Source organism: Streptomyces sp. NPDC104313 (assembly GCF_055583985.1).
The window spans coordinates 251,694-277,331 of the sequence record NZ_JBVJMW010000004.1 but is presented as its reverse complement, the minus strand read 5'-3'; the positions used below and the strand labels follow the sequence as shown (position 1 = coordinate 277,331).

Genomic DNA, 25,638 nt, shown 5'->3' with positions numbered 1-25,638 from the left:
GACGGGACATCGTGGTGTACATGAGTTCCCTTGCGTTGTCCGTGCTGCTGTCACTGATCTCCGCGGTCGCCTACGCGGCCGGGGCGATCATCCAGGAGCGCGTGGCCGCGACCTGTGACCACTCCCTGCATGCCCTGCTGCGCAACGGCGTGTGGTGGGTCGCCGTCCTCCTCAACGGGGCCGGTGCGGTCCTGCACGTGGTGGCGCTCGCGTACGGTCCGCTCAGCCTGGTCCAGCCGCTCGGCGCGCTGACGATCGTCTTCGCGCTGCCGATGGCGGCCCTGTTCGTCGGGCGGAGGGCGGGGGCGACGGCCTGGCGCGGCGCCCTGATGGCGACGGCCGGGCTCGGCGGACTGCTGGCGCTCACGGGAAACGCCGAGCCGCACACTCTGGACGGTCCCGAGCAGGTGCTGCTGGCCTCGGTGACGTTCGGAGCCGTCGGCGCGCTCGTCGTGCTCGCACGTACGCTGCGCCGGCCGGTCCTGCGCAGCATCGTCCTGGCCACCGGCGCCGGAGTGGCGTTCGGCATGGCCTCGGTGTTCACCAAGACCGTCGCCGTGGAGTGGACGTCCGGATCGGTGCGCTCGGGCGCGCTGCCACTGCTGGTGATCGCCGGGCTCGCGGCGGTGGGCCTGTTCCTTTCCCAGGCCGCCTACCGGGGCGCGGGCCTCACCGCTCCGCTCGCGACGGTGACGGTGGTCAACCCGGTGGTGGCCGCCGCGATCGGGATCACGCTGTTCGGCGAGCACTTCCGCCACGGCGTCCCGGGAACCGTCCTGGCCCTCTCCTGCGGGATACTGGCCGCCGGCGGCCTGATCATGCTGACGCGGGAGCGGCTGCGCACGGAGCACGCCCAGGAGCCGCGCACGGACGCCGGAGCGTGGACTCCCGGCACGCGGCGCGCCGGCCAGGCCGCCGGTTACGGTCCGGGGGACGCGGTCCCCGGACCGGAAGGGCACGAGGACGGACGGCCCTCGCCGTCACCGGTCGTGGAGGACGGACACCCCGGGCCGTCACCGGTCGTGCCGGAACCCGCGTCGGGGCGGCTGCCCATGACGCGCATGTCGTCGCCCCTGCCGCCGGGGCAGGCGGTGCCGCGGGTGGAGTTCGGCGCGCCGGGCCCGCTCACGGAACAGCGGCGGAGCGGCGGAGCCACCCTGCGGCGCTCCCGCTCCGAGCGGACGGTTCAGACCCTGACGCCGCCTGCCCGGAGGTAGGCGAGCGGGTCGACGTCCGAGCCGTAGCCGGGACCCGTACGGATCTCGAAGTGCAGGTGCGGTCCTGTGCTGTTACCCGTGGAGCCGGAGCGGGCGATGCGCTGCCCACCGGAGACCGACTGCCCCGCGCGCACGTGGAGCGCGGAGAGATGGGCGTACTGGCTGTACTTGCCGTCGCTGTGCCGGATGACGACCTCGTAGCCGTACGCTCCGGCCCAGCCGGCCGAGACGACGCGGCCCGGAGCCACCGACTTCACCGATGTCCCGGTGGGCACGGGGAAGTCCACCCCGGTGTGATAGCCGCTGGACCAGCCGCCGGCCTGCCGGTAGGGAGTACCTGTGCCGGCCGACACCGGGGCGCTGAATCCGGAGTGCTTCACGGCGCGCTCCGGAGCGGGCCGCTCCTTCGGCGCTTCTTTTCTGGGTGCTTCCTTCTTGGGCGCCCGCTGCTCGGGGGCTTCCTTCTTGGGCGCGGCCTGCGCGGGTGCCTTCTTGGTGGGCTCAGCCTTGGGCCGGTCCTTGGGCTGGTCCGCCTTCTTCGCCTCGGGCGTGGCCGCGGAGGGCTTCGGGGCGGTCTTCCGCTCGGGGCTTGGGGAGCTCTTCCCCTCCCCCGTCTTCGGTACTCGGCTCTGGTCGAGGCTCAGCCGCTGTCCGGGGAGGATCAGGTCCGGGTCGCCCCCGACCACGGTCCGGTTGGCCGCGTAGAGGCCCTGCCAACCGCCGCGCACCCGTTGGGCGGACGCGATACCGGAGAGGGAGTCGCCGCTCGCGACGGTGTACGAATCGCGCTTGCCCGGCACATGGGTGGGCGTCGCCGCTTCGGGACGCGCTTGGAGCTTCCTGGGCGGCGCGCTCTGCGGGGCCGCGGCCCGGACGGTCCGGCTTCCGGCGCTCTGCGCTTCGGTCCCGGCCTCCGGGGCGGTCCCGGGAGCGTCCCCGCCCCGGGTGAGCCCCGCCCGTACGGAACAGGTGGGCCAGGCACCGGGGCCCTGGCCGTCGAGCACCTTCTCGCCGATGGCGATCTGCTGGTCCCGGGTGGCGAGGTCGGCGCGCGGCGCGTACTGCGTGCCACCGAAGGCCGCCCAGGTGGAGCCGCTGAACTGCAGCCCGCCGTAATAGCCGTTGTCCGTATTGACCGTCCAATCGCCGCTGGACTCGCAGGCGGCGACCTTCTCCCAGACCTCGACCGGTGCGGCCCCCGCCGAGGCCGCGGTGATGAGTGGGAGCGCGATGCCCGCGCCGCCCACCGTCACCGTGAGCGAGGCACGGTTGATCCGGCTCGGCTGGTATCTGCGGTGCCGTCCGTTCGCGGCCATACGTGGCTCCCCCACTGGCTTTGGGTCATCTCGCAAGGGGCAACGTAGGTCCGCACCGTGGCTGATCACAAGCAAAACGTGATACTCGGCCACCCCTGGCCGGTCCGTGGCCGGATTCCGACCAACCCGCCGGGTGCGAACTTCCGCTCCGCCGGAGCGCCCACCCTGGAGGACGTGGCGCGGGCGGCCGGCCACCTGACCACGCGCCAGCGCCTCTGCCCGTTCCTTCCGGCCACCCTCCGGCCGCGGCGAATCGCACGCCGCGGCGGGAGGGTTATCGCGCCGCGTCGCGGGACGGCATCCGGGCGAAGGGCCCTAAGGAGTCCACGGCCCGAGCATGTCCTTCATCGCGTCCGACATCGCGAATTGCAGCAGGGGGCCGTAGGTGATCCGGCCGACGCCGAGGCGGCGGAAGCGTTCGAGGTCGTGCTTGACGGGATGGGCGGTGGAGTTCACGGGGACGGCAACGGCGGCGGTCACCGCCGCGAGCAGCTCGTCGTCGTCCTGGATGCGCACCGGGTAGACGCTGTCGGCACCGGCCTGTTCCAGGGCCTTCAGCCGCTCGATGGCCTCGTCGAGGACGCCGGAGGCGTTCTCCGCGTGCAGGAAGAGGTCGGTGCGCCCGTTGACCCAGACCGGGACCCCAGCGTCGTCGGCCGCCGCTCGCAGGCCCGCGACGTAGCCCGCGTGCTCCTGCGTGGTGCGCAGGCGTCCGCCCTCCGAGTGGACGGTGTCCTCGATGTTGAGGCCGACACCGCCGACCTCGATGAGACCGGCGACGAGATCCGCGGGCTTCTGTCCGTAACCCGCCTCCAGGTCCACGGAGACCGGGATGTCGACCGCCGCGATGATCGGCCGGACGGCGGCGAGCACCTCCTCGAAGGTCTGTCCCTCCTGGTCGGCGGCCCCCCGGGAGTCGGCGAGCGGATGGCTGCCGACCGTCAGCGCGGGGAACCCGGCATCAGCTGCCGTCCGCGCGGACCAGACGTCCCAGACGGTCGGCAGCACGAGCGGCTTGTGGTCGGCGTGCAGTTGCTTGAGGCGCTGAGCGCGCTCGACGGTGGTACGAAGGTCCATGTCGAGGACGCTACCCCCGCAACGCCGGAAAACAACGTGCCGACGGGGTGCCGCCGCATATACGGGCTGCCGTCGCCATGACGAGCCCGTGGCGGCCACGGATGTCCGTGGCCGCCACGGGCTCTCTCCGGGCCGACAGCGGGGATGGGGCGGCTCGGAGGGCTTCGCGGCCCTGCCGGATCAGTTCCGGTGGACGCCGAACTCGTAGAGCGAGACTCCGAGCTTGTCCGGCGCGGTCACCTGGAAGGTGCCGTCACCCCGATCGGTGAAGGCCGCGTCCACCAACTGACCGCTGTCGTCGATGTACTTGGAGGTGACCAGAACCCGGTGGGTGAGCGCGTCGCCGTCCGGGCCGGAGACGGAGGCGCTGAACGTGAACGGTTTGCCCGCCTGGACGGCTGAGGCGTTGTCAACGGTCATCCCGCTGATGACCGGCGGGCTGTTGTCTGTGAACGATGCAGCGCGCGAGGACTGTTGGGCGACGGGGGCGAAGCGCCCCGGGAGCACGCACGAGCGAGCGGCCCCGCGTACGGCGGGACCGCCCACTCATACTTTCCGGGCCGACGGGATCCGGCGCCCGGGCCGTTCGCGACCTCGGCGCCCTCACCCTCACCCGTCGGCGGGAGCCGCCCCACCGGGGAGGACGGCGGGACGACTCCCCCGGATCACGCGGTGTGCAGGGTCAGCCCGTACCGGTTGAGGATCTCGTTGACCGGCTGGTACCAGGTCTCCCCGCCGCCGGAGCAGTTGCCCCAGCCGCCGGAGGTGACGCCTTGGGCCTGGTCGCCGCTGATGAACGAGCCGCCGGAGTCGCCGCCCTCGGCGCAGACGCTCGTCTTGGTCATCTGGTGCACCGCGCCCTGGCTGTAGTTGACGGTCTCGTTCTTGGCGAGGACGTTGCCGCAGCGCCAGTGCGTGGTGGAGCCGGAGCGGCAGATCGACGCACCGATCGGCGCCTCGTTCGAGCCGCGGACGAGCTGGTCGGAGACGGTGCCCCAGCCGATGACGACCGGCACGGTCCACCAGCCGTTGGCCACGTTCACCCAGGCGTAGTCGTTGCCGGGGAAGGACGAGCCCTGGAAGTTGCCGATGGCCGAGCCGTCCCAGCCACGTACGGACTGGCCGGCCCCGCCGCAGTGCCCGGCGGTGACGAAGCCGCCGTGGACGGAGAAGCCGATCGAGCAGCGGACGTTGCCCGTGTAGTACGGGTCACCTCCGACCGTTCCGGCGGCGAAGGTCCCCGGCGCTTCGGCGGTCATCTCCACGGTCACGGGGCCGGCCTCACGGGCCTTGGCGACGAAAGACCGGACATCGTTGTCACGCTTCTCGGAGGCGACGACGTTCACGACGACGCTGCTGGTCGCCGGGTCGACGTGCCAGCTGCTCACGCCGGACGGTGCGGGCAGGGCGTCGATGCGGGCCTTCGCCGCGTCGAGCCGCTCGGCCGAGTGCTCGACGAGCCGGGCGTCGGCGCCGGCGGCCCGTACGGCCTCGGCCTTCTCGGCGTTCGTGACGGCGACGACCAGCTTGCCGGTCTTCGCGTCGAACCAGGACCCGCCGAAGGCGGAACCCGCGGCGCGCTGCGCCTTCGGCTCCAGGGCGGTGGCCGCCTTCTCGTCGGCGAGCCTCGCGACGGCCTCGCCCTCGGTGAGGCCGAAGTCGCGCTGCATAGCGGTGAGCAGGGCCGCTGAGGCGGGGGTCTCCGCGGAACCGGCGGGGGCGGCGGAGGCTGACGACGGACCGGCAGCGGCCCAGGCACCGAGGAGCAGGAGTGCGGACAGGCCGGTCCGTAACACGGTTGCATGTCTCAAGGGAGTGACCCTTCCTGTTGTTCCAGCGACGTGGGGGTGGAACGGGAGGCGTCCGGGAGCGCATGCTGATCGTGCCGCTTGAGAGCGCTCTCAGATGTGCCGTCCCGGACTGTAGCGGAGTTCGATGATCAGGTCCATGCCAATGGCGGAAAGGGCTGGTAAGCGGTGCTCGAGGATGCCGCGTGCCGGGTCGATCAGGCGTACTCATCCTGCCCGCAGGCACGGGTCCTACGGTCAAGGGAACGGAGGCGGGGGCGGGGGCGGCCGCGTCGACCGGCGGAGCGGCTACGTCCTGTTCCGCCCCGGGCCGGACGCTCGCGGGCGGTGCCTCAACAACGACGACGCGGCCCTGGTGACCACGGACAAGCACGGCAGTCCGGTGGGGAGGATCCGGCTCGTGCACGACGTGCGCGAAGGCTCCGAGGCGCTGCGGCTGCCGCCGCACCGAGGGCGGGGCACCCCGGGACCCCGGTTCGCGTTCGGCGAGGGCACCCGCCCGTGTTCGCGCCCGGCGAGGGCGCGAGCGGTTCCCCGCGGGCGTCACCGAGTGTGTCGTGGCATCGTGGCGCCATGACTATCGCAGTTGGTCCGGCTTCGGTATTCGAGGATGTTCGCACCCTGGTGGGCCCGAAGTCACCCGGCGCACATGTCTGTTGGTGCCTGAGCTACCGGATTCCGTCCAAGCTCAACACCGAGCTCCGCGGTCCGGACCGCGGTGAGTACGTCGCCGGACTGTGCCGTGCGGAGCCCCCGCCGGGGGTGATTGCCCACGACGGCGACGAGCCGGTCGGCTGGGCCGCCGTGGCGCCTCGCTCGGACACCTCCTTCGCCCGCAGCCGAAAGATCCCGCACGTCGACGACCTGCCGGTCTGGTCTCTGTGGTGCATCCGGGTTCGCCCCGGTCATCGCGGGAAAGGGATCTCGCACGCCCTGATCGCCGGTGCGGTCGGGTTCGCCCGCGCCCACGGTGCGCCGGCGATCGAGGCGTACCCGCTCGACAACGGTGACGCCAAGGTCGACCTGACGATGGCGTACCCCGGGATCCGGAAGAACTTCGAGCGCGCCGGGTTCGCCCACGCCGCCGATACCACCTCGGTACTGGCCGGTCACCCTCGCGTCCTGATGCGGCTCGACCTGCGCGAGTAGAGGCGATCGTCGACTTGGCGGGACGCCCACGGCCGCAGCTTCTCCGGGTTGCGGACCACCCAGATCCGGGCGACATGACCCTCGGTCACGTCGAACGAGGCGACGGTCAGGACGACACCGTCCCGCAGAGCCACCAGGCCCGGCGCACCGTTGACCGACCGCTCCAGGAGTTCCAGCCCCGGGGCCCGGTCGGCGACGGCAACCATGTACGAGGCGATACGCGCGTCTCCTTCGATCGGGCGCAGGGCGGCGCCGACGAGACCGCCGCCGTCGGTGGTCATCACGGCGGACGGGTCGAGGAGGTCGACGAGGGCCGCGATGTCCTTGCTCTCCCACGCCTTCTTGACGCGCCGCACCACATCGGGCCGCGCGTCCGCCGCCACCGGAGTCCCCGCGTCGGGCACCCGCCGCCGGGCGGAGGACGCGAGCTGCTTGCAGGCGGCGGGGGTCCGGCCGAGGACGTCGGCGATCTCCGCGAAGGGGTAGCGGAAGACATCGTGCAGGACGAACGACACGCGCTCGGCGGGGGTCATCGTCTCCAGGACGACAAGGAAGGCCATGGTCACCGACTCGTCCAGGACCATCCGGTCGGCGGGGTCGGAGCCTCGGCCTTCGCCGCGTTCGACGGGGTCGGGCAGCGGATCGGGCAGCCACGCGCCGACGTAGCGTTCGCGCCGGACCCGCGCCGAGCCGAGCACGTCCAGGCAGATGCGGCCGGTCACCGTCGTCAGCCAGGCGGGGGGCGACGCGATGTCGTCCCGCCGGCTCCGCGGCAGTGCGTACCAGCGTGCGAAGGCCTCCTGCACGGCGTCCTCGGATTCGGTGAGCGACCCGAGCAACCGGTAGGCCACGTTGAGCAGTCGGCCGCGCTCACCGGCCGCCCCCTCGGCGCCCGCCCCTTCCGCCCCCATGCTCCCGACCCCCTCGCCTTACCTTCCGCCGGCCCGCGTCGTCAGGTTGGTACAACCCTATCGATCGACTGCCCACGGGCGGAAAGGGGCGTGGCATGGCCACTCCGGTGCCGACACGGCGCGCGTTCTCGTTTCTGCGGATCGCGATCGCCCTGCAGACTCTGACGATCTTCCTTCAAGCGGTCTCCTCCGGACTGCTGCTGACCTCGCCCTACGGGGAGACGCTCCACAGCGTCGGCGCACGGGTGATGTACGGGGCGTCGATGCTGTACGTGCTCGCGGCGGTACTGGCCTGGAGGCCGGGTGGCGGCTCGCCCCGGCCCGTCCTGCACGCGTCCGGCTTCCTGGCCCTGGCCTCGGTCCAGGTCGTGGTCGGCATCGCGCACCTCCCGTTGGTCCATCTCCCCCTGGGAGTCCTGATGTTCGGGCTGAGCCTGCTCGCCCTTGCCCGGCGCTGAGATGCGCCGCGGAGCACGGGAAGAGGCGGCCAGAACCGTGCCGTGTCCGCGATGCGGTCACGCCCTGCTCCTGTGTGAGGGGCACGGCACGCGGGCCGCAGGCCGGTCCACTCGGGCGGCTTCGGGGGGACGAGAGCCCGGCCCGGCCCCGCGCAGGGGGGAGCCCGGCCCCGGGCTCGCGTCGGCGGGGCCCGCCGCTGCCGGGACGGTGGATCTTACGAGGGACCCTCAGGGCGCCTGCGACGGCAGTCCGGCCGTACGCCACAGATCGCGGAAGTCGTGCTCCGCCCCGGGTTCTTCCGCCGCCGTACGCCAGATCCGTACCGTCGCCCCGCTCCCGGCGGCCCCGTCGAGGTGTGCCCAGCCCGGGTCGCCATGGGCGGCGAACCCGGCCCAGGCACGGGTCATACGCCGGGAGAGTTCCTGGTCGGCCGCGCCGGGCGGGCCACCGACGAGGAAGTGGACGCTCTCCTCGTGGAGGTTGCCGAAGGCGAACGGGATGTCCGCGCAGTGCCAGGCGCGCACCCGCCGCCCCGCGGGGTCCCGGCGGCGGTCGAAGCGGGCGAGGAAGACCCGCCCGCCCGCCCGTGCGTGCGCCTCGGCGAGGCGGGTGCTGTACTCGGCGAACAGGAGGCCGGAGTAGAGGGACAGGTAGACATCGAGAACCGACGCGTCCGGCAGACGCTCGCGGTGGCCCTCGACGAGCGATACCGGAAGCCCGAAGTCGGTCGCGAAAGAGGCCAGTTGCTCCTCCGACGTGATCTTCGCACTGCTGCCGACCGCGTCCAGGAGCCAGTACTCCTCCGTGGTGTGGCAGACCAGCAGCTCCACCGCGCCGCCCGCTCCGGCCGCCAGTGCCTCCAGCGGGTCACCGGTCAGGAGGACGCAGTCGGCGACCGGGCCGTAGATCGCCGGGTCGTAGTGACGCCGCCCCGAGCCGGGGTCCTGTGCGTACCGTTCGCAGACCCGGTCCGTCGCGGCCACGAGGGCCTCGGGCGGGGCGGCGAGCAGCCCGTCGCGCGTGGCGGGCACCCCGGCCGCCGCCGCGACCTCGGCGGTGGTGCGGGACGCCTGCTCCACCGTGGCCAAGGCGTTGACGGCGCTGTGCAGGACGGCGCGGCGGAACAGGCCGCGCGCCCGGTCGGCCACCGTCAGGCAGGCCACGGAGGTGGCGCCCGACGACTGTCCGGCCAGAGTGACCCGGTCGGGCGAGCCGCCGAACGCGGAGATGTTGTCCCGGACCCATTCCAGGGCGGCGATCTGGTCGAGGAGACCCCTGTTGTCGGGGAAGGCCGCGGCTCTGCTGTCGGCATCGGGCACAGGCATGCCAACGTCGACGTCGGGCACAGACATGCCGCTGTCGGCGTCCAGGCGTTCCGGCACGTGGCCGAACCCCTCGAAGCCGAGGCGGCTGTTGAGGGTGACGACGACGAGCCCCCGGCCCGCCAGTGCCGTGCCGTCGAAGTCCGGCTGGGCCGAGGACCCGAAGACGTACGCGCCGCCGTGGATCCAGACCAGCACGGGCAGGTCGCCGGGCCCGTCCGCGGGCGTCCAGACGTTCAGCGTGAGGATGTCCTCGTCACCGGGCGCCCAGGTCGGCGCGCCCGGCAGTTCGGCCGACTGGGGGGCCACCGGCCCGAAGGCGGTGCAGTCCCGCACACCGTCCCAGGGTTCCACCGGCTGCGGCTCCCGGAACCGACGGACGCCGAACGGCGGTGCCGCGTAAGGAAGTCCGAGTACGGCGACGATGCCGCGGTCCCGGGCGGCGCGTCGCCCCCGTACCCTCCCGGACTTCGTCGTGAAGACGTCCATGGCTCCCGCTCCTCCGTTGCCGCTCCGTCCGGCGCTCGCCGGGGCCGGGATCGCCGGGCTACTGCGGTCGGGAACCGCCGCGTGGACCGCTAACCGTGGCCGTGCAGTGCGGTACGGCCCGTTCCGGACGCCGCGTCCTCGGGCGCCGGGGGCACAGCCGCACGGGTGGCGGCCGGGGGCAGCGCGGAGGCGGCTTGGTGCGGGCGTAACCCCGGTTCGGCGCCGCGTCCCATGGGCCGAGTGTACGTGCGGTGGGAAAGGCCCCGGTCCGGGGGTCGGGCGTCAGGGTGTGCTGTCAACCAGCCGGACGGTGCTGAGGTTCTTCCGCACGGCCGATTCCGGAGCCTCGTCGTCGACTCCACGGACGCCGACGAACGTCCATGAGACCGTCTCGCCCGCCGGGTCCTCGAAGGCGAACCGGTCGCCCGGCCGTCGTGGGAAAAGCGGCCCGTGCCGTCGACACCGGTCGGGTGGTCGTCACCACGCTCCCGGTGAGCCCGGTGATCCCGGTGATCCCGGCGGCCGGCCTCATGGCCGATTCGAACGATCTGTGCCCGCACTCCCCGGACCGGCCCGGCTCTCCGGATGTGCGGCGAACGGGCCGCGACCTGCATACGGACCGGTCCGCGACGCCCGGTCCGGGCCCCGAGATCCGATCTTCCCTTTGCGGCCGGAGCAGGACCGGAGTGGAATTGCGTACAGGGGACAGCGGCATTCGGTACTCCCGGAGGAAAGGACGCGCCATGAGCGACACCGACTGGGGGGACGACGTCTACCAGCCCCAGGAACCCGAGGCTTCCGACCCCGACGAACAGCTCGATGCCGGGGACACTCTCATGGATCCGTCCGGCACCGGAGACCCGCTGGACGAGGGCTACGCACCGCCGGACCGCCCCTGGGTGGTCGACGGCCTCGGTACCACGGGCAACGAGCGGCACACCGGCGAGTCCCTGGAAGCCCGGCTGACCAGGGAAGTGCCCGAGCCGGACGGTACCGCCGGCGACGGCGTGGGCGACCTGGCGGGCGGCGACGGCGAGCCCTGGGACGACGAGGTCGGCGTCGCCCGCGCCGGACGGCTGACCCAGCAGGCGGACGGAAGTGTCCCGGCCACCCTCACCGCCAGCGACGTGGGCATCGACGGTGCGGCGGCGTCGGCCGAGGAGGCCGCGATGCACGTGATCCCCGAGCCGGGGGACGACGAAGCGCCCCTGGAGGCCGGTCCGGGCCCCGGAACCGGACCCGCCACCGGTGGGGGGTCCGCCTCGCCCTCGCCCTGAGCGGCCCGTCGGCGAGCGCCCGGCCCTGAACACGGCTGTCCCCGGGCCCGTACACCCCTGCCCCAAACGCACCATGCACCACGAAGGCCGAACGCACCGAACGTACTCGGATCCCCAGGAGCACACAGATGAGCGGCACTGCTCAGATCGGCGTGACCGGACTTGCCGTCATGGGACGCAACCTGGCCCGGAACTTCGCCCGCAACGGATACAGCGTCGCTCTGCACAACCGCACAGCCGCTCGCACCCGTGAACTCGTCGAACGGTTCGGCGACGAGGGTGATTTCATCGCGACCGAGAGCGCCGAGGACTTCGTGGCGGCCCTGGAAAGGCCGCAGCGCCTGGTCATCATGGTGAAGGCCGGGGAGGCCACGGACGCGGTGATCGCGGAGTTCGCGCCTCTCCTCGAAGCCGGCGCTGTGATCATCGACGGAGGTAACGCGCACTTCGAGGACACGCGCCGCCGGGAGCGCGAGCTGCGCGAGCAGGGCATCCACTTCGTCGGCACCGGCATCTCCGGGGGCGAGGAGGGCGCGCTCGAAGGACCCAGCATCATGCCGGGCGGCAGCGAGGAGTCGTACGACTCCCTCGGGCCGATGCTGGAGAAGATCTCCGCGAAGGCCGAGGACGGCACCCCGTGCGTCACGCATATCGGCCCCGACGGAGCCGGGCACTTCGTGAAAATGACGCACAACGGCATCGAATACGCGGACATGCAACTGATCGGCGAGGCGTACCACCTGCTCCGCGACGTGGCCGGGTACTCCCCCGCGCAGATCACGGACACCTTCCGCACCTGGAACACCGGGCGCCTGGAGTCCTACCTCATCGAGATCACCGCGGAAGTGCTCTCGCATGTCGACGAGGCGACCGGGAAGCCCTTCGTGGACGTCGTGCTCGACCGGGCGGAACAGAAGGGCACCGGCCGCTGGACCGTGCAGATCGCCCTCGACCTGGGTGTTCCCGTCTCCGGGATCGCCGAGGCCGTCTTCGCCCGCTCCGTCTCCGGTCACGCCGACCTCCGTGCCGCCTCACGCCATCTGGCCGGACCGACCGCTCACAAGCTCGGCAAGGACGAGGCGGCGGCATTCGCCGACCAGGTCGAGCAGGCGCTGTACGCCTCGAAGATCGTCGCCTACACCCAGGGCTTCCACGAGATCGCGGCCGGCAGCGAGCAGTACGACTGGAACATCGATCTCGGCGAGGTCGCCTCGATCTGGCGCGGCGGCTGCATCATCCGGGCCGCGTTCCTCGACAGGATCACGAGCGCCTACGCAGCCCGGCCCGGGCTGCCGAGTCTCCTCGCCGACAAGAGCTTCGGGGAGGAGATCGCCGCCGCACAGGGAGACTGGCGCACCGTGATCGCCACCGCGGTCACCCAGGGCGTCCCCACCCCGGCTTTCGCCGCCACCCTCGCCTACTACGACTCGCTGCGAGCCGAACGTCTCCCCGCCGCCCTCACCCAGGGCCAGCGCGACTACTTCGGCGCACACACCTACCACCGCACCGACCGCGACGGCACGTTCCACACCCTCTGGGGCGGTGACAGGACCGAAGTCGAAAGGTGACGCGCCCGCGGGCGACGCCGTCGGTACGGTCTGTGACGCACTCCCGTCCGTCTCGGTGTCCCGGCCTTCGGGTGCCGGCAGGTGCGCGATGTCTCCGTTCAGCCTGGTGGTGGCGTGGGCCTCGATGCGACCGCGCTGGTACTCGGAGCGTCCCGGGGTGATCGCCCCGTCCGCGGCGCGCCACTGCTCGCTCGCCATGCGCCCGTGCGCTCCCCCGGCCGGGCGCGCCCGGCGTGCGGCCGGGGACGGGACGTGGGTTAGTGGCTGCGAGCCCTGTTCATCGTGATGCCCGGCCCCGACTGTCCACCACCGTCGATTCACCGCCGTCCGTACACCGTCGTAGTGGAGTGCGCGCATGCCCGACGCCGTCCCTGACCCCGTCTCCGTCCAGCCCGTCGTGGCTCCGTTGACCAACGCGGCGCTGTTCCTGGTCGGCACGATCGAGCCGGGCGGCGAGAACGCGGTGCGGGACGTGCTGCCGGAACTCGCGGCCGTCGCCCGGTCGCTCGGCTTCCGGTACCCGGAGTCCGCTCTCGCCTGTGTCGCCGGCTTCGGCTCCAGCGCCTGGGACCGGCTCTTCGCCGGGCCGCGCCCGGCTCGCCTCCACCCGTTCCCGGAGCTGCGGGGGCCTCTTCACCATGCCCCGGCGACCCCTGGCGACGTGCTGCTGCACATCCGGGCCGAGCGGATGGACGTCTGCTACGCGTGGGCGGCCCAGTTGCTCGACAAGCTCGGCGGCGCCCTGCGGATCGTGGACGAGACGCACGGCTTCCGCTACCTGGACCACCGGGACCTGCTCGGCTTCGTGGACGGTACGGAGAACCCGGTGGGCGACGACGCCCGCTCGGCGGCGCTCGTCGGGGCGAAGGACGACCCGGGGTTCGAGGGCGGCAGCTACGTCGTCGTACAGAAGTACCTGCACGACCTGACGTCCTGGAACGCGCTCTCCGTGGAGGAGCAGGAACGCGTCATCGGCCGCACCAAGCTGGACGACGTGGAGTTCCCCGACGACGAGAAGCCCGCCGACTCCCACCTCGTGCTCAACACGATCACCGACCCGGACGGCACCGAACGGGACATCCTGCGGGCGAACATGCCGTTCGGGAGCTTCGGGAAGGGCGAGTTCGGTACGTACTTCATCGGGTACGCCGCCGATCCCGACGTGACCGAGCGGATGCTCCGCAACATGTTCCTCGGCGATCCGCCCGGGACGCACGACCGTATCCTCGACTTCTCCACGGCGGTCACCGGTTCCCTCTTCTTCGCCCCCCGCGCCGACTTCCTCGACGCTCCGCCGCCCCCGCCCGTCCTGACCCGCACCGGGGACCGGCCGGAACCGGTGCCCGCACCGGTCCGGCAGGAGCCTCTCGCGGCCGGGGCGGACCACGGTTCGCTGCGCATCGGCAGCCTGCGAGAAAGCTCCCAGTGATGAACAATCTGCACCGCGAACTCGCGCCGGTCACTCCGTCCGCCTGGGTCGAGATCGAGGAGGAGGCCCGGCGCACCTTCCGCCGTCATGTCGTCGGCCGTCGCGTCGTCGATGTGTCCGAGCCGGATGGTCCGACGCTGGCCGCCGTGGGCGACGGCCATCTGACCGACATCGATCCGCCCACCCCGGACGTGGTGGCCCGGGCCCGCACGTCGACGCCGGTCATCGAGTGGCGGGTGCCGTTCACGGTGGCCCGCCAGGCCGTGGACGACGTGGAGCGCGGCTCGGCCGACAGCGACTGGCAGCCCGTCAAGGACGCGGCCCGCACCTGTGCGTTCGCCGAGGACATGGCGATCATCGACGGGTACGGGGCGGCCGGGATCACCGGCCTGCGGGACGGCTCCTCGCACGATCCGCTGCCGCTGCCCGCCGACGCGCGGGACTATCCGGTGGCGGTCAGCCAGGCCGTGACGCGGCTGCGGCTGGCCGGTGTCGACGGACCGTACCGGCTGCTGCTCGGCGCGGACGCGTTCACCGAGGCGGCCGAGACCTCGGACCACGGGTATCCGGTCAAGACGCACCTGAGCCGCCTGGTGGACGACGAGATCCTGTGGGCGCCCGCGGTCAAGGGCGGGGTGCTCCTTTCCACCCGGGGCGGAGACTTCGAGCTCTGCCTCGGTCAGGACCTGTCGATCGGCTACGCGGACCACGACGCCACCAGCGTCCACCTCTACTTCCAGCAGGCCTTCACCTTCCGGATGCTGACGCCGGAGGCCGTGGTCGGATTGATCGCCTGATCTCTCCGGGGGCGCTCACCGGCGCGTGGCCGGGCGACCGGGCGCCCCCGTTCCGCCGAAGACCTGGGGGCCACCATCAGGGACTCTGGCCGTATGACGCAGACGACTTCCGCGCACCACGAGGGCGGCTCGGCACCACCGGCCGCCCGCTTCGACGCCGTCGTCCGGGCGGCCGTGGGGCAGGGGCTGCTGGGCGAGGCCGGCCCGGTCGCCGGATTCATCGACACGGAGGGCGTGCGCGCCTCCGTCCGGACCCTGCACGACGCCTTCGCCGCGACGCCCGGGGTGCTGCACACCTTCGCGGCCAAGGCCTGCTCCCTCGTACCGGTGCTGCGGCTGCTCGCCGGTCGCGGGATGGGATGCGAGGTGGCGAGCCCCGGTGAACTGCGGCTGGCCGTGGAGGCCGGGTTCGCCGCGTCCCGTATCGTCCTGGACTCCCCCGCCAAGACCCGCGAGGAGATCCGGCTGGCGCTCGCCCTCGGCGTCGCCGTCAACGCCGACAGCCTCGACGAACTAGGCCGCATCGACGCCCTCCGCAACCCGGACACCGCATCGGTCCTCGGACTGCGGGTCAACCCTCAGGTGGGCGGTGGCTCGATCGGGCCGATGAGCACGGCGACCGACACGTCGAAATTCGGGGTCGCGCTGCGCGACCCGGGGGCCCGCGAGGCGATCGTGAGGGCCTTCCGGGAGCGACCGTGGCTGACCCGGCTGCACGCCCATGTGGGCTCCCAGGGCTGCCCGTTGGAGCTGATCGCGGGCGGGGTGGCACAGACGTACGAGCTGGCCGAGGAGATCAACGCCACGCTGGGCGTCCGACAGGTCACCAGCCTGGACATCGGCGGCGGCCTTCCGGTCAACTTCGCCGACGAGACCGTGCGCCCCGGCTACGCCGACTACGTGGCGGCCCTGACGGCGGCCGCCCCCGGCCTCTTCTCCGGCCGCTACTCCCTGGTAACGGAGTTCGGCCGGTCGTTGCTGGCGAAGAACGGGTTCATCGGTGCCCGGGTGGAGTACACGAAGGACGCCGGGGGCCGCCGGATCGCGCTCACCCACGCGGGAGCGCAGACCGCCACCCGTACCGTCCTCATGCCCGACGCCTGGCCGTTGCGGATCGGGGCGTTCGGCCCGGACGGCACTCCCAAGGGCGGGCCCTCGCTGGCGCAGGACATCGCGGGGCCGTGCTGCTTCGCGGGGGACGTGGTGGCGTACGGCAGGGAGCTGCCGGAGCTGGCCGAGGGCGATGTGGTCGTGCTGTACGACACGGGGGCGTACTACTTCTCCACCCCGTGGGCGTACAACAGTCTGCCCCGTCCCGCGGTGTACGGATTCCGGGCGGTGGCGGGGCAGGAGGACGGTCCGGGAGACCACGGACCGGGACACGACGGACCGGTGACATTCGTGACCGTGCGGGACGCTCAGTCGCTGGACGACATCGCGGCGGAAAGCGGTCTCGCGCACGCGGACGCGCTGATCGGGCCGGGCGACTGAGCGGACGGGCCCGGTACGGCCGAGGCGGGCCGGCCGCCCCGGGCGGTGCGGCCGGCCGGCCGACGGACATCGCCGGCCCCGTTCTCCGCGGGGCGGGCCTGCGGAGAACGGGGCCGTACATCACGGCCCGGGCACTCCTCACCCCGACCGAACGGCCCGGCCGAGCACCGGCGCCGGCCTGGACCGGACCCGGCCGCCGGTCATGTCCCGGCGGGCTGCGGCTCCGGATCCGGTACGGGATCCGGGCCCGGCGCCGGCGGCTGCGGGATCGGGTCGGGCGCGGGTCCGGGCGGCACCGGTCCGGGGCCCGGCGGCACGGGCGGCGGGCTGGGCACCGGAGTGGGCGGGCCCGGTACGGGCGGAGGCGTCGGCGAAGGCGGTACGGGGTCGGGGTACGGGTGGGTCATCGCGATCCTCCACAACGGTACGAAATGGACAGCTGGAGCTTTCCTCCACCGTCTCCCGGAGCGGCTGCCCGCGCCTGCCGAGTCCACACATGCGTCCAGCGGCAGCGGCGCGAGCCGATGTGTGCCGGGCCGTCCAGAGGGGGCAGGACTCCGGCGAGCTGCCCGGACCTGGCCGGATCCGTCCGGATCCGCGACCGGCGCCATCGATGCGAAAGCGTGGACGGCGCTCGTCCGGAAACGCGGACGCCGGCCTCAGCCGCCTGCTACGACGGCCTGCGGGCTCCGCTCCGTACGGGTCCCGGGAACCGGCGCCGAGGCGTCAGCACCGAGCGCCACGATCCGGTTGCCCGCGTCCACGTGCACGACCCGCGGCACGAGGGTACGGGCCTCCGCGTCGTCGACCTGTGCGTAACTGATCAGGATGACCAGGTCACCGGGGTGCACGAGGTGGGCGGCCGCGCCGTTGATCCCGATGACACCGGAGCCGCGCTCGCCCTCGATGACGTACGTCTCCAGGCGGGCGCCGTTGTCGATGTCAACGATATGGACCAGCTCACCGGGCAGCAGGTCGGCGGCCTCCATCAGGGCGGCATCGATCGTCACGGAGCCGACGTAGTGCAGGTCGGCCTGGGTGACGGTGGCCCGGTGAATCTTGGACTTGAACATCGTACGTATCATCGAGGTACTCCTGACCCTAGGCTCCCTGCCTGCGTTTTTGCAGGTCAAGGGCTGTTTCCTCACCTTACAACGAGGCGCATGTCCGGGCAGCGTTCCCCAGGCTTCTCAGGACTCATGCTGACCAATTGCCGACTTCCCTGATGCTTCGTCAGGCAACACCAAAGGGCTCCCCTCACCCTCCACGCTCCACGCTCCACCGGGACGTCTACAGAGGCCCGCACAGCTCTCTCGCCGAGCACCTGTGATCGCCATCACATCGACGAGCGGGCAGCGGTTGCATACTCACGGCTACCGGAGGACCGGCCGCGCGGGAGCTTGGCACGGCAACCCAGCAACGAATCACGGTTCAGTGAAGCCACCGACTCTCGGGACCATGACCATGACCATGCCCATGCCCATGACCACGGCCCGTCCGACGGCTGTTCAGAGCAACACGGAACGGGGGGCCCTCCCGGTCCCCGAACACCCACCGGCCCTGCCTGGACCGGTTGAACCGTCCAAAATGTCAGGACGCCACCCAGCGCTTTGCCGCTTCCCCTGCAATCTTCAGCGTCTCGACGGGATCGATCGTGAAGGCGGGTTCTCAGCCTGGAGCGGACTACGCCCACAGCGCCGGCACCGGCACAGCGGATCGGCGGCTGACGCGCCATGTCCGGTCACGACTCGAGAACAGCCGGACTTCTTTCGGGCACTGCGAATGAACTGAGCCAGTCCCGAGGACCAGAACCTTTGCCCCTTTAAGGCGTTTTCCTATATTTTCCCATGCTCCACACTTCCGACTCGGGGCAGCCTTTTCGACTGCCCTTCAGGGCCCAATCATCTCCACGCAGAGCCCAGTTGCCCTTCTGATCACCGAAGTCCGCGAAACCGCTACCACCCCCGAGTAAGGGCCAGTGGCCGGAATTGACATTTAGGCAAGCCTCACCATATTTCTATGGGGTTCCGCAGTAGTCCCGTGTCGTCGTCGGCGTGCTCTCGCAATCCGGCGCTCCCGCGGGCCGTTCAGGAGGCTTCACATGTCACGCCCGTCCATCCGCCGCGGCACCGCGCTCGCGCTCTCCGCGCTGCTCCTTCCCGTCCTCGCCGCCTGCGGCAGCACGGACGACAAGAAGGACGAAAAGGGTGCGACCAAGGCGAAGGAAGGCTCCGACGAGCTGGTCGTCTACTCGGGCCGCAACGAGGAGCTGATCTCCCCGATCCTGGACAAGCTGGAGAAGGCCACCGGCACCAAGGTCGAGGTCCGCTACGGCGACAGCGCCGAGCTCGCCGCCCAGATCCTGGAGGAGGGCGACCGCACCAAGGCCGGGCTGTTCTTCTCACAGGACGCCGGAGCCCTCGGCGCGCTCTCGCAGGCCAAGATGCTGGCGAAGCTCCCCCAGAAGTCCCTGGACAAGGTGGACGCGGCCTTCCGCGGCGGCGAGGACGACTGGGTCGGCGTCTCCGGACGCTCGCGCGTCATCGCGTACAACCCCAAGAAGGCCGAGAAGGCCCCGGACAGCGTGCACGACCTGACCAAGCCCGAGTGGAAGGGCAAGGTCGGCTACGCGCCCACCAACGCCTCCTTCCAGGCCTTCGTCACCGGTATGCGCGTCCTTGAGGGCGACGACGTCACCCTCAAGTGGCTCAAGGGCCTCAAGGCCAACGACGCCAAGGCATACGCCAAGAACGGTGTGGTCCTGGACGCGGTGGACAAGGGCGAGGTCTCCCTCGGCCTGATCAACCACTACTACTGGTACGAGAAGGTCGCCGAGGTCGGCGCCGACAAGGTCAACGCCAAGATCCACTTCCTGCCGGGCGGCGACCCGGGCGCGCTGATCAACGCGGCCGGCGTCGGTGTCCTCAAGAACGGCGGGCAGAGCGCGGCGGCCGAGAAGGCCGTCGACTACCTGCTCTCCGCCGAGGCGCAGACGTACTTCGCCGAGGAGACCTCCGAGTACCCGCTGGCCTCCGGTGTCACCAGCACGGTGAAGGGCCTGCCCTCGCTCGACTCGCTGGACGCCCCGGAGATCGACCTGGGCAAGCTGGAGTCCCTCCAGGAGACCCTCACCATGCTCAAGGAAGCCGGAATGGTCTGACCCCTCCGCATTCCGTTCGTATGAGCACTCATGGTTCACGGACCGCCCGCCGTCCTGTCGCCGCGTTCCTCGCGGTGGCCGGACGGCGGCGTCCGCCCCTCGTCCTGCTGCTCCCGGCCACGGCGGCGGCGCTCCTCGCGCTGCTGCCGCTCGGGTATCTCGGCGTGCGCGCCCTGGAACACGGATGGGGGTACGCCTGGGACCTGATCACCGAAGCGCGGACCCTGGAGCTCCTCGGCCGCAGCCTCGGGCTGACCGCCATCGTCGTCACCGGCTGTCTGGTGCTGGGGGTCTCCCTGGCCTGGCTGACCGTCCGCACCAGCCTTCCCGGACGCTCGGCGTGGGCCGTTCTCGCCACCCTGCCGCTGGCCGTGCCCAGTTATGTGGCGGCCTTCACCTGGATCTCCGCCGCGCCCTCGCTCGCCGGGCTGCCCGGCGCGGCGATCACCCTGACCTGCGCCTGCTTCCCCTACGTCTTTCTCCCGGTGGCCGCCGCGCTGCGCGGCATCGACCCCGCGCAGGAGGAGGCGGCGCGTTCGCTCGGCAACGGTGCGCTGCGCACCTTCTGGCGGGTCACCCTGCCCCAGCTGCGACCCGCCGCGGCCGGCGGGTCGATCCTCGTCGCGCTCTATGCGCTCTCCGACTTCGGCTCGGTGTCCATCACCCGGTACGACACCTTCACCCGGGCGATCCACTCCTCGTACCAGGCGAGCTTCGACCGGACCCCAGCCGCCGTTCTCGGCTGTGTCCTGGTCGCCATGACCGTGCTGCTGGTGCTGGCGGAGAACCGCACCCGGGGCCGGGCGGGCCATGCCCGCACCGGCCGCGGCAGCGCGCGCCCGCCCGGCCGGCTCCGGCTCGGCCGGTGGACGGTTCCCGCGCTGGCCTGGGCCGGCGCGGTCGCCGCCGCGACCGTGGCGTTCCCGCTGGCGACCCTCGGCTACTGGCTCACCATCGGCAACTCCGCCGACTGGAACTCCGAGCGGCTGTGGTCCGCGACGGTCGCCACGGTGACCGTCGCCGCCATGGCGGCCGCCGTCACCACCCTGCTCGCCCTGCCGGTCGGGGTGCTCTCCGCCCGGCACCGGGGACGCGCGGCGCGACTTCTCGAACAGTCCGTGTACGCGGGCCATGCCGTGCCCGGGATCACCGTGGGCCTCGCCCTGGTGTTCTTCTCGGTCCGGTACGCCTATCCGCTCTACCAGGAGATGCCGCTCCTGATCGCCGCGTACGTGGTGCTGTTCCTCCCCGTGGCCGTCGCCTCCGCGCGCGCGGCCGTTCTCCAGTCGCCGCCCGTCCTGGAGGAGGTGGCCCGCTCTCTGGGCCGCTCCCCGCTGCGGGTGCTGCGGGAGATCACCGTGCCGCTCGCGGCTCCCGGGATCGGGGCCGGGGCCGCCCTCACCTTCGTCGTGATCATGAAGGAGCTGCCGGCGACCCTGCTGCTCCGCCCGACCGGTACCGACACCCTGGCCACCCGGCTGTGGACCGAGACCGGGGCGGGCGCGTTCGCCGGGGCCGCCCCCTATGCGGCGGCCATCGTGCTGCTCGCCGCGATCCCCTCCTATCTCCTCGGAAGGCGCTCATGACCGGACTGCGCGTGACCTCGGTGACGACTTCGTACAGGCGCGGCGTCCGGGTGCTCGACGGGCTGGACCTCACGGTTCCGGAGGGTGAGCTGGCCGCTGTGCTCGGCCCGTCCGGCTGCGGGAAGACCACCCTGCTGCGGGTGGTCGCCGGGTTCCTCGCCCCCGACGCGGGGGAGGTCGCGGTCGGCGGGCGCACGGTCAGCGGACCGGGTGTCCAGGTCCCGCCGGAGCGACGCGGCGTGGGGATCGTCGCCCAGGAGGGCGCGCTCTTCCCGCATCTGAGTGTCGCCCGCAATGTGGCCTTCGGCCTCAGCTCTGCGGGCCGGGCCGAGCGCCGGGCCCGCACCGCCGAACTACTGGAGCTGGTGGGCCTCGGGGAGTACGGCGAGCGGATGCCGCACGAGCTGTCCGGCGGTCAGCAACAGCGGGTCGCCCTGGCCCGCGCGCTGGCGCCGCGCCCCGCGCTGGTGCTGCTGGACGAGCCGTTCAGCGCTCTTGACAGCGGCCTGCGCGCGGGCCTGCGCTCCGATGTCCGCGGCGCACTGCGGGCCGCCGGGGCGACGGCCCTGCTCGTCACCCACGACCAGGAGGAGGCGCTGTCGACGGCGGACCGGGTCGCCGTCATCCGCGACGGCAGAGTCGTCCAGTCCGGCACCCCGCAGGAGTTGTACGCCCACCCGGCCGACCAGTGGGTGGCCGCCTTCGTCGGCGACGCGGTTGTCCTGCCGGCCACCGCCGAGTCCGGCCACGCGGTGACCGCACTCGGCCGGGTCCCCCTGTCCGGGCCCCCGGTCACCGGCACCGCCCGGGGCACGGTGGCCCTGCGCCCCGAACAGCTCCGCCTCACCTCCCCGGAGGGGTCCACGGCCCGGGGCCGTGTGAGCGAGATCCGCTACCACGGCCACGACGCCCTGATACTGCTCGACGTCCCGGCCGTGGACATCCCTGTCACCGTCCGCACCTCCGCCCTCCTTACGGTCCGCCCCGGCGACGAATCCGGCATCCATATCACCGGCACAACCCGCTTCCACCCTGCCGTGAAGGTCAGCACGCACGGCGTTTGAGGACAGCACCGAGATGGTCGAGGTTCTCGTAGAGGGCGCCGACGAGGTGGACGCGGTGCGGAACCCGAGCGCGGCAGGCGGGCGGGAGAAGATCGCTATCAGCGACGTGAGGTGACGCCGGGTCGGACAGCGGACCCCGCCGCTGACCCACCGGGCGCCGAGCGGGCACCGGACGCAACCGCCGACGAACGGTGGACCGCCGCCGTCACCGCCCAGGCGACCCTGCCGACCGCCACCTGCGACGACACCCGCACCATCACTTACGGGGCGAGTCACCCCTCCGATATCGGCTCCGGTGCCGGATACGCGATGTCGCCGCACATCGACCTGTCCTTGCTGACGATCCTTGACCAGGACGAACCGGGACTTGAGGTCCGTGACCGCGACGGTGAGTGGCTGGAGGTCCCCATCGTTCCCGGCGCGCTGTTCCTCTTCCTCGGCGACTATGTGCAGCGGTGGTCGAACGGGCTGCACCGGGCGGCCCCGCACCGGGTCAGGACGGTGCACCGTGACCGGATGTCGATCCGGTACAAGCACCGGCCCGACTACGGTGTCGTCGTCAGGCCCCTGGACGCCTTGACCGGTCCGGCGGACCCGCCCGCGTACGCACCGCTGAACACCGGCCCCGACTACATAGCCGTGCTGAGGTCGATTCTCGGCAGCTGACCACCCCGGCAAGGTCAACGGATCCCGCCGTCCTGGCCTGCCGTACGGCAGGCCAGAAACCGACGAGGGCCGCCGCATCAGGCAACGAATACTCGGCCCGCCAAAGTAATGCGCCGAGGCACGATAGGCATCACCAACGGCCGCTGCCGATATGCGGTTTCGGCGCGGCGAGGCACGGCAGTTGTCACCTGGTCGGCGTGGTACTTGTCACCAGCAGCACGAAGGCACTGCTGTTGTCACCATCGGCCAGCTGAGCTGCACGGCAGCCGCGGCGCGCCTCAGTGTTGACCTGTGTGGTGGGCCGGGCGCCCAGGATTGCCGTCCGTGGGGCGGTCGTCACACGCGGCGACTACCGGAGGCCAGGTCCCGATGTGTTTCCACAACACTTGACCTGGAGCGCGCTCCAGATCCGAGGATGAGGGGCATGGACATCAACACCACCGACCCCCAGCTCATCCTCGGCACGATGGACTTCGGCACCCGCGTCGGCCCGGACGACGCTTTCGCGATCCTCGATTCCTTCGTCGCCGGAGGGGGTGTCTGGCTCGACACCGCGAACTGCTACTCCTTCTGGAGCGATTCGAGCGGCGTCGGCGGCGCCAGCGAGCGCGTCATCGGCGCATGGCTCCGCGCCCGCCCCGGCGCGCGCGACGCGGTGCGGATCGCGACGAAGGTCCGACAGAATCCGCTCGTCCCGCACTCCTGGCCACAGAGCGCCGAAGGACTATCCGCCCACGCCGTACGAACCGGCATCGAGGAGAGCCTGACGCGTCTCGGAGTCGATCACGTCGATCTCCTCTGGGCCCACGCCGAGGACCGCACCGTGCCGCTGGAGGAGACCGTCGGTGCCTTCGGCGAGCTGGTCACTAAGGGAGCGGCTCTGCGGGTCGGGGCGGCGAACCACGCTGCCTGGCGCGTCGAGCGCGCCCGGTCGCTCGCGCGGGAGCAGGGCGTAGAACCGTGGACGGCCCTGCAACTGCGCCACTCACTCGTCCAGCCGCGCCCGCTCACCTCCCTCGCGGAAGCCGGCCATCGCCTGCTCGCCGACGAGGACCTGGACCTCGCGCAGTCGGAGGGGCTCACCATGTGGTCGTACAGCTCGCTGATGTGGGGTTCCTACGTGCGCGCGGACAAACCGCTTCCGCAGACTTATGATCACCCCGGTACCACCCGGGTGCTCTCGGTCCTGGACAACGTGGCCGGCGAACTGTCGGCCACGAGGAACCAGGTCGTCCTCGCATGGCTGATGCGGCAGGGGATCGACCCTATCGTCGGCGCGAGCCGGGTGGAGCAGATCGAGGAGGCACTCGCCGCACGCCGTGTGCGGCTCGGCGACGAGCACCTGACGCGCTTCGCCGAAGCGCGGTAGCAGCGGTCAGAAAAGGAACCCCGTGACCACCCTCCTCACTCCGGCAGCAGCTGCCGACCGCACCGGCGTCTCCCTCGACACGCTGCGCTACTACGAGCGCGAAGGGCTGATCGGCCCGATTCGGCGCTCCCCCGGTGGACGCAGGGAGTACACCGAGGACGACGTCTTCTGGATCGGTCTGGTCACGTGCTTTCGGGAGGCCGGCCTCGGCATTGCGGACCTGCGGGGGTTCGTCGCCATCCTGCGCGCCGAACATTCTGCGCAGGACCGGGTCGCCTTCCTCCGCGAGCGCCGTGCCGCCCTGGAGCAGCGCGTCGCGGCGCTGTCCCGGGCCATGGAAGTCCTCGACGACAAGATCGCCTACTACAACTGAGCACAGAGGGCCCGCACTCAGCTCACGCCCATCCCACCGCCCACCGCCCACCATCCCGAACCCCCTCGCCGTCCGAAGTCGCGGCAGTGACACACCGCCCGGGCCCTGACTCGGTCAACCATACGAAGGGCTCACCACATCCCGCGGGAAAGCGTAGGGAGCCTTTTCCAACCTCACGTGGAGACGTGGTGAAGGATGGCGACGGCCTTCACCACATCCGTGATCCGGTTTGTGCTGCGGCGGAGCTTTCGCAGGAGGCGCCAGCCCTTGAGGGTGGCCATGGCGCTTTCACCGAGGCAGTGGATCTTGGCGTGGGTACTGACGTGATGACGCTTTCATCGCTTGAGGCGACGGCCGCGAAAGGGCACCCGGACAGGTCCGCCGGCTCCTTGGTACGCCTTGTCCGCCCAGCATTTGAGGTCCGCGTCGGCGAGGGCTTCGATGATCCCGTGGTGGCGTGCGGAGGCCAGGTCGTGAGTCGATCCGGGCAGAGCCGGCGAGGCCCGGAGCAGCCGTCCGAACGGGTGTCAGTCGTCGCCACCGCGTACCGGTCTCCTGCCGCCGGGAGGTGAGTTGTCCGTCCGGATACCGCAGGATGCGACTGGACAGGTCGATCGACGACCGGTGGACAAGCACGCGAGGCTCCTGGCAGCACGGTGAATCTTGGTCGTGACACCGTCTACCAGGAGTTTCGTCGTTGCGCAGGAGCGTCCCACTCGTGACTGCCGCGACCTGGTTGGAAAAGGCTCAGGGCGTCACATTCCGGTGTCACTCCCTGTGGGCCATCCACGCATTCGGACCACCGGCCGCGGACCCTGGCCGAGGTCGTCGACCATCTCGGCGCGACCGGGAGTACCGGCGTCGTCGGCAGTACCGAGATCCGTCTCCGCCGCCCGACCGTCGGCCACAAGAACCGGGGCCACCGCATCTCCGGCAAGAACCGACAGCCATCATGCGGAGCTCGCGGCGCTGGGCGTTGAGGGCGTCCCGGGAACGGCTGACACCTTCTCCTCGACGTGGAACTCACGGCGCGCGGCGAGCCACTCCTGCGGCGACACGACTCGAGGGAGGGGCTGTTGTTCCTGTGCTTCCGTCCTGGTGGTGTTCCTT

Annotated in this window: 21 protein-coding genes and 3 pseudogenes; 14 read left to right on the top strand and 10 right to left on the bottom strand. The window is 71.6% G+C overall.

Annotation, left to right across the window (positions count from 1 at the left end; all coding sequences use genetic code 11):
- Positions 1-20 precede the first annotated feature (20 nt).
- Positions 21-1,217, top strand: a complete 1,197-nt coding sequence (locus ACZ60Q_RS11390; protein ID WP_469631748.1) for a DMT family transporter — start codon at positions 21-23, stop codon at positions 1,215-1,217.
- Here the strand turns inward: ACZ60Q_RS11390 and ACZ60Q_RS11385 are convergent.
- The 4 genes and pseudogenes from ACZ60Q_RS11385 to ACZ60Q_RS11370 form a co-directional block, all read right to left on the bottom strand.
- Complete coding sequence (locus ACZ60Q_RS11385) at positions 1,187-2,533, bottom strand: transglycosylase family protein (RefSeq protein ID WP_469631746.1); 1,347 nt, start codon at positions 2,531-2,533, stop codon at positions 1,187-1,189. The genes ACZ60Q_RS11390 and ACZ60Q_RS11385 overlap by 31 nt on opposite strands.
- Before the next feature lie 315 nt (positions 2,534-2,848).
- Positions 2,849-3,610: an isocitrate lyase/PEP mutase family protein gene (locus ACZ60Q_RS11380; RefSeq protein WP_469631744.1), complete on the bottom strand. Its 762-nt coding sequence runs from the start codon at positions 3,608-3,610 to the stop codon at positions 2,849-2,851.
- A gap of 213 nt (positions 3,611-3,823) precedes the next feature.
- A pseudogene (locus tag ACZ60Q_RS11375) lies at positions 3,824-4,057 on the bottom strand (discoidin domain-containing protein); the annotation flags it as partial.
- 218 nt (positions 4,058-4,275) lie between these two features.
- A complete protein-coding gene (locus tag ACZ60Q_RS11370) occupies positions 4,276-5,421 on the bottom strand; it encodes a S1 family peptidase (protein ID WP_469631741.1) in 1,146 nt (381 codons plus the stop codon).
- Between the two features lie 570 nt (positions 5,422-5,991).
- Here ACZ60Q_RS11370 and ACZ60Q_RS11365 point away from each other — a divergent pair.
- Positions 5,992-6,567, top strand: a complete 576-nt coding sequence (locus ACZ60Q_RS11365; RefSeq protein WP_469631738.1) for a GNAT family N-acetyltransferase — start codon at positions 5,992-5,994, stop codon at positions 6,565-6,567.
- Here ACZ60Q_RS11365 and sigJ read toward each other — a convergent pair.
- Complete coding sequence (gene sigJ / locus ACZ60Q_RS11360) at positions 6,528-7,478, bottom strand: RNA polymerase sigma factor SigJ (protein WP_469631736.1); 951 nt, start codon at positions 7,476-7,478, stop codon at positions 6,528-6,530. The two genes, ACZ60Q_RS11365 and sigJ, sit on opposite strands and share 40 nt — an antisense overlap.
- 95 nt (positions 7,479-7,573) lie before the next feature.
- On the opposite strand from sigJ, the gene ACZ60Q_RS11355 reads away from it, so the two are divergent.
- A complete protein-coding gene (locus ACZ60Q_RS11355; RefSeq protein ID WP_469631734.1) occupies positions 7,574-7,936 on the top strand; it encodes a hypothetical protein in 363 nt (120 codons plus the stop codon).
- A 228-nt stretch (positions 7,937-8,164) separates the two neighbouring features.
- Here ACZ60Q_RS11355 and ACZ60Q_RS11350 read toward each other — a convergent pair whose 3' ends face one another.
- From ACZ60Q_RS11350 to ACZ60Q_RS11340, 3 genes and pseudogenes are all read right to left on the bottom strand, one after another.
- Positions 8,165-9,748, bottom strand: a complete 1,584-nt coding sequence (locus ACZ60Q_RS11350; protein WP_469631731.1) for a carboxylesterase/lipase family protein — start codon at positions 9,746-9,748, stop codon at positions 8,165-8,167.
- Between the two features lie 89 nt (positions 9,749-9,837).
- Positions 9,838-9,981: a hypothetical protein gene (locus tag ACZ60Q_RS11345; RefSeq protein ID WP_469631728.1), complete on the bottom strand. Its 144-nt coding sequence runs from the start codon at positions 9,979-9,981 to the stop codon at positions 9,838-9,840.
- A 49-nt stretch (positions 9,982-10,030) separates the two neighbouring features.
- A pseudogene (locus ACZ60Q_RS11340) lies at positions 10,031-10,108 on the bottom strand (hypothetical protein); the annotation flags it as partial.
- Between the two features lie 383 nt (positions 10,109-10,491).
- Here ACZ60Q_RS11340 and ACZ60Q_RS11335 point away from each other — a divergent pair.
- From ACZ60Q_RS11335 to ACZ60Q_RS11315, 5 genes are all read left to right on the top strand, one after another.
- Positions 10,492-11,025 carry a DUF5709 domain-containing protein gene (locus ACZ60Q_RS11335; protein ID WP_469631725.1) on the top strand — a complete coding sequence of 178 codons (534 nt, stop codon included), beginning with the start codon at positions 10,492-10,494 and terminating at the stop codon, positions 11,023-11,025.
- A gap of 128 nt (positions 11,026-11,153) precedes the next feature.
- Complete coding sequence (gndA, locus tag ACZ60Q_RS11330) at positions 11,154-12,593, top strand: NADP-dependent phosphogluconate dehydrogenase (protein WP_469631723.1); 1,440 nt, start codon at positions 11,154-11,156, stop codon at positions 12,591-12,593.
- A 355-nt stretch (positions 12,594-12,948) separates the two neighbouring features.
- Entirely contained in the window at positions 12,949-14,022 is a 1,074-nt protein-coding gene (locus tag ACZ60Q_RS11325; RefSeq protein ID WP_469631721.1) for a Dyp-type peroxidase, read from the top strand.
- Positions 14,022-14,819, top strand: coding sequence for a family 1 encapsulin nanocompartment shell protein (locus ACZ60Q_RS11320; protein ID WP_469631718.1), 798 nt, complete (start codon positions 14,022-14,024; stop codon positions 14,817-14,819). Before ACZ60Q_RS11325 ends, ACZ60Q_RS11320 begins: the two co-directional genes overlap by 1 nt.
- Positions 14,820-14,912: 93 nt before the next feature.
- Positions 14,913-16,310 carry a type III PLP-dependent enzyme domain-containing protein gene (locus ACZ60Q_RS11315; protein WP_469631715.1) on the top strand — a complete coding sequence of 466 codons (1,398 nt, stop codon included), beginning with the start codon at positions 14,913-14,915 and terminating at the stop codon, positions 16,308-16,310.
- 659 nt (positions 16,311-16,969) lie between these two features.
- Here the strand turns inward: ACZ60Q_RS11315 and panD are convergent.
- Complete coding sequence (gene panD, locus ACZ60Q_RS11310; protein ID WP_469631712.1) at positions 16,970-17,395, bottom strand: aspartate 1-decarboxylase; 426 nt, start codon at positions 17,393-17,395, stop codon at positions 16,970-16,972.
- A 1,016-nt stretch (positions 17,396-18,411) separates the two neighbouring features.
- Between panD and ACZ60Q_RS11305 the strand changes: the two genes are divergently transcribed.
- The 6 genes from ACZ60Q_RS11305 to ACZ60Q_RS11280 all read left to right on the top strand — a co-directional run bounded on the left by ACZ60Q_RS11305 (position 18,412) and on the right by ACZ60Q_RS11280 (position 24,528).
- On the top strand, positions 18,412-19,470 hold the full coding sequence (locus tag ACZ60Q_RS11305; protein WP_469631710.1) for an iron ABC transporter substrate-binding protein: 1,059 nt from the start codon (positions 18,412-18,414) through the stop codon (positions 19,468-19,470).
- Positions 19,471-19,490: 20 nt separating this feature from the next.
- On the top strand, positions 19,491-21,056 hold the full coding sequence (locus ACZ60Q_RS11300) for an ABC transporter permease (RefSeq protein ID WP_469631707.1): 1,566 nt from the start codon (positions 19,491-19,493) through the stop codon (positions 21,054-21,056).
- Positions 21,053-22,120, top strand: coding sequence for an ABC transporter ATP-binding protein (locus ACZ60Q_RS11295; protein ID WP_469631704.1), 1,068 nt, complete (start codon positions 21,053-21,055; stop codon positions 22,118-22,120). The genes ACZ60Q_RS11300 and ACZ60Q_RS11295 overlap by 4 nt, the downstream gene beginning before the upstream one ends.
- A gap of 111 nt (positions 22,121-22,231) precedes the next feature.
- Positions 22,232-22,786, top strand: a complete 555-nt coding sequence (locus ACZ60Q_RS11290; protein WP_469631701.1) for a 2OG-Fe(II) oxygenase family protein — start codon at positions 22,232-22,234, stop codon at positions 22,784-22,786.
- Positions 22,787-23,201: 415 nt separating this feature from the next.
- On the top strand, positions 23,202-24,155 hold the full coding sequence (locus tag ACZ60Q_RS11285; protein WP_469631700.1) for an aldo/keto reductase: 954 nt from the start codon (positions 23,202-23,204) through the stop codon (positions 24,153-24,155).
- A gap of 22 nt (positions 24,156-24,177) precedes the next feature.
- The gene (locus ACZ60Q_RS11280) at positions 24,178-24,528 is read left to right on the top strand and encodes a MerR family transcriptional regulator (RefSeq protein WP_469631697.1); all 351 of its coding nucleotides are present in this window, start codon (positions 24,178-24,180) and stop codon (positions 24,526-24,528) included.
- Between the two features lie 173 nt (positions 24,529-24,701).
- On the opposite strand, the pseudogene ACZ60Q_RS11275 reads toward ACZ60Q_RS11280, so the two are convergent.
- Positions 24,702-25,049, bottom strand: a pseudogene (locus tag ACZ60Q_RS11275) (transposase family protein); the annotation flags it as partial.
- Positions 25,050-25,638 lie beyond the last annotated feature (589 nt).